At 69.6% G+C, this 3,587-nt stretch carries 4 protein-coding genes; all 4 read right to left on the bottom strand.

Going from position 1 to position 3,587, the window contains the following annotated elements; all coding sequences use genetic code 11:
• Positions 1-696: carbohydrate kinase (locus G3O00_RS41175; protein ID WP_206146432.1), on the bottom strand; the 696-nt coding region annotated here is incomplete at its 3' end.
• Positions 693-1,973 (bottom strand): AGE family epimerase/isomerase, encoded by a 1,281-nt coding sequence (locus G3O00_RS41170; protein ID WP_206146431.1) that lies wholly within the window; start codon positions 1,971-1,973, stop codon positions 693-695. The genes G3O00_RS41175 and G3O00_RS41170, both read right to left, overlap by 4 nt.
• Positions 1,970-2,989, bottom strand: coding sequence for a LacI family DNA-binding transcriptional regulator (locus G3O00_RS41165; protein ID WP_174935792.1), 1,020 nt, complete (start codon positions 2,987-2,989; stop codon positions 1,970-1,972). The genes G3O00_RS41170 and G3O00_RS41165 overlap by 4 nt, the downstream gene beginning before the upstream one ends.
• A 363-nt stretch (positions 2,990-3,352) precedes the next feature.
• Positions 3,353-3,587, bottom strand: a 235-nt coding sequence (locus G3O00_RS41160; RefSeq protein ID WP_206146433.1) for a hypothetical protein, incomplete at its 5' end; no start/stop codon positions are given.

The raw sequence follows: 3,587 nt of genomic DNA, 5'->3' as shown, positions 1-3,587 counted from the left end.
CACGTCGCCGTCCGCGTAGAGCGTCGCCGCCTGCGCGCCGCGCGTGACGAGCACGGCCGCGCGCGGGTTCAGCGCGCGCACTGCGCTGATCGCGTCGGGGCCGTCGCCGCCGAACAGGTGCCGCAGGTCCTCGTCGGACACCTTGATCAGGTCGGCGAGCGCGGCCATCTTCGCGAGCATCGGCCGGAACGCGGCCGTCATCAGGTTCCGGACGTTCGGGTCGAAGCTGATCTTCACGCCGCGCGCATGCAGGTCGGCCGCGAGCGCGGCCAGCGTGCCGGCGAGCGGCTCGCGCACGAGGCTGATGCAGCCGAAATGCGCCCATTTCACGTGGTCGGTCCAGCTGGCCGGCAGTTGCGCCGGATCGAACGCGAGGTCGGCGCTCGCTTCGCCGATGAAGAAGTACGCGGGCGGGCGGGTCTCGTGGACGATGGCGAGCAGCGGCGGCCGCGCGACGCGCTGCAGGAAGCGCAGGTCGAGCCCGGCCGCTTCGCTCGTGCGCCACAGCACGTCGGAGAAGCAGTCTTCGCCGATCGAGCCCGCGAGCGCGCTCGGCACACCGAGCCGCGCAACCGCGCGCGCGACGTTCCAGCCGGCGCCACCCGGCACCGAGGTCCATTGCGCGTCGCCCGCACGCACCATGTCGGTCAGGATGTCGCCCGCCGACACGAAAGCCGGAAACGTGCCGCCACTCATTGCGTCGGCTCGCTGCGCTGCGCGCGCGCGAGGGTCGCGAGCACGTCGTAGCACGCGCCCATCGTGTGATAGTCGGTCTTTCCGGCCGGGCTCTTCTCGTCGCTGTACTTGCGGTTGTCGCAGGTGAGGATGCGGTACCACGCGCCGTAGCGGTGATCGACGAAGTGCGCCCAGCTATAGCGCCAGATCTCGTCGTACCAGTCCCAGAAACGCTCGCTGCCGGTGCGCGCGCCGAGCATTGCAGCCGCCGCGAAGGTTTCCGCCTGCACCCAGAAATACTTGTTGTGGTCGCAGATCGTGAAGTCGGGGCCGAAGCCGTAGTACAGGCCGCCGTGATCGGCGTCCCACGCGTGCGTGAGCGCGGCATCGAACAGCTCGGCCGCGCGCGGCACGAGCCAGTCGAGCGGGCGGTGCCGCTCCAGGATCAGCAGCAGCTTTGCCCATTCGGTCTGGTGCCCCGGCTGGAAGCCCCACGGACGGAAGATGTTCGAGCTGTCTTCCTTGTTGTAGTCCCAGTCGACCGACCAGTCCGCATGGTAGTGCTCCCACACGAGCCCGCCCGACAGTGCGGCCTGGCGCTGCGTGATGTGGCTCGCGAGCTTTTCCGCGCGATCGAGGTATGTGAGGTGGCCGGTCGCTTCGTACGCGGCGAGCAGCGCCTCCGTCATGTGCATGTTGGCGTTCTGGCCGCGGTACGACGACACGATCCAGTTCGGCGTCGCATCGTCCGCATAGAGGCCCGCGGCCGCATCCCAGAAGCGGTGCTCGGCGAGCTCGAAGGTGGCCGCGATCAGCGGGCGGGCCTCGTCGAGGCCGGCCATCGTCGCGTGCGAGGCCGCGAGCAGTACGAACGCGAGCCCGTAGCAGTGGCGCGTGCCGTCGAGCGTCGCGCGTTTCGCGCCGTCACGCCAGTCGAGTTCCCAGTCGTAGCCCTGCAGTTCGTCGTCCCAGTGCGCGTCGCGCAGGAAGCGCAGCCCGTGGCGCGCGTATTCCAGGTGGCGCGGATCGCCGAAATGCCGGTACGCCATCGCGTAGTTGAAGACGAACCGGCAACTGCTGACGAGATGGCGCGACGTGCGGTTGTAGATGCTGCCGTCGTCGCGGAAGTAGTGGTAGAAGCCGCCCGTCGGGTCGAACGCGTTCGTGGCGTAGAAGCGCAGCGTGTCCTCGATGTGCGACAACAGGAACGACGGATCGCGGAAACTCGCGACGAACGGCGCGGCTTGCGTGTGGGCGGCCGGCGCGGCCGTGCAGGGTTGGACCGGGGGCATGTTCATGATTCGGTGACCGTGGCGGTATCGAGTGCCGGGGAGCCGGCGGGCTGGCTGCTGGCCCGCACGATCAGCTCGACGGGCAAGGAAATCTCGGTGCGCTCGGGCGCATCCGCGAGCAGCAGCTCGACGCCGCGGCGGCCGAGCGCCTCCTTGTCGACCGCGAGCGTCGTGAGCGGCGGGCTTGCGTGCGCGGCGGCCGGGATGTTGTCGAAGCCGACGATCGCGATGTCGTCGGGAATGCGCAGCCCGCGCGCGGTGCACACGCGCTGCGCGGCGAGCGCGGCCGCGTCGTTGTACGCGAAGACGGCTTCCGGGCGCGGGCCCGGCGCGTCGAGCAACTGCTCCATCGCTCGCGAGGCGCCGGTGTCGGGATCGAGCCCCGCGTCGATCGTCACTTCGTACGCGGGGTCGAACAGCCGCCCGGCCTCGAAGAACGCGCGGCGGTAGCCGATCGCGCGCTGCGCAATGCTGTAGTGCGCGGGCGAGCCGCCGATGAACGCGATCCGCGTGCGGCCGGTGGCGAGCAGATGGCGCATCGCGAGCGCCGCGCCCGTCGCGTTGTCGATGTTCACCGAACGCAGCCCGGGCGCCCACAGGTCGATCAGCACGAGCGGCCGGCCGGTCGCGGCGAGCGCTTCGATCGTCTCGGGCTCGATGAAGCCGGCCACCGCGATCGCGTCGGGCGCGTGCGGGCGCATCTGGCGCAGCACGTCGTCGTTCGGCCCGACCGTGAGCAGCGTCGGCACGATGCCGCGCTCGCGGCACGCGTCCTCGACGCCGTGCAGCACGTGCGAGAAGAACGGGCTGGCCGGAAAGCGGTTGTGCTGGCGGTGCAGCAGGAAGGTGAGCCGGCGGATGCGCGGCCGCAGTTGCGCGGGATCGTAGCCGAGCCGCTGCGCGATCTCGACGATGCGCGCCCGCGTCGCTTCGGACAGGCCCGGCTGGTTTTTCAGCGCGCGGGAGACGGTGCCGATCGAGACCTCTGCCGCCCGCGCCACATCGCGAATGGTCGTACCCATCGTTCGGGGTCCGGTTTGTTTAGGGTGAAAGCGATTGTATAGTAAAACATATCGCGGAATTCGGGCCGGATAGCCGGGGAATACCCGCGAATTCCCGGTTTTTAAGCGCTAATCTGCGAAAACACCGTTACTAAAAATACTAAACAAAACGCGAAAAAGGCAAGGTGGACGTGCGGGTGCCTGGCGAGCGGGAAGTGGCTGACAAGTGGGCCGGCTTCACGTGTCCGCGGGGGCCGTGCCCGACTGCCACCGCGGGCCGCCGGGAGGTTGATGTGCAACTAACGGTCTCGCTGCCGGGCGGACAAATGCGCGCCACCGCCGCACCGGGTGCCGCCGTATCTGCAAACGACGGCCGCCCGCCGTTCAGCGGATTGCCACGGCCGACGGCTCGCCGCGATGGCGCAGCGCGGCGCGCCCCGCATCGAGGTCGACGACCGCGAGCCCATCCGGCTGCTGTTTCGCGCGCCGCTTCGCGAGCGCCGCGACCGACGCGAACGCCGCGCTGGCCGAGCAGGTGACGCTCGCGACGACGGTCATCGACCTGCGCGTCGCCGATGCGAACCTCGACCTGCTCGATGCGACCGTGAAGGCCGACGAA

It is taken from the genome of Burkholderia sp. Ac-20384, from assembly GCF_017104605.1.
Taxonomy (GTDB): domain Bacteria; phylum Pseudomonadota; class Gammaproteobacteria; order Burkholderiales; family Burkholderiaceae; genus Burkholderia; species Burkholderia lata.
The sequence above is the reverse complement of the archived record's forward strand: the minus strand, read 5'-3'. Positions and strand labels throughout refer to the sequence as shown.

Excerpts from the sequence above, each read along its gene's own strand:
- G3O00_RS41170 (WP_206146431.1), bottom strand. The coding sequence starts at position 1,973 with ATGAACATGCCCCCGGTCCAACCCTGCACGGCCGCGCCGGCCGCCCAC.
- G3O00_RS41165 (WP_174935792.1), bottom strand. The coding sequence starts at position 2,989 with ATGGGTACGACCATTCGCGATGTGGCGCGGGCGGCAGAGGTCTCGATC.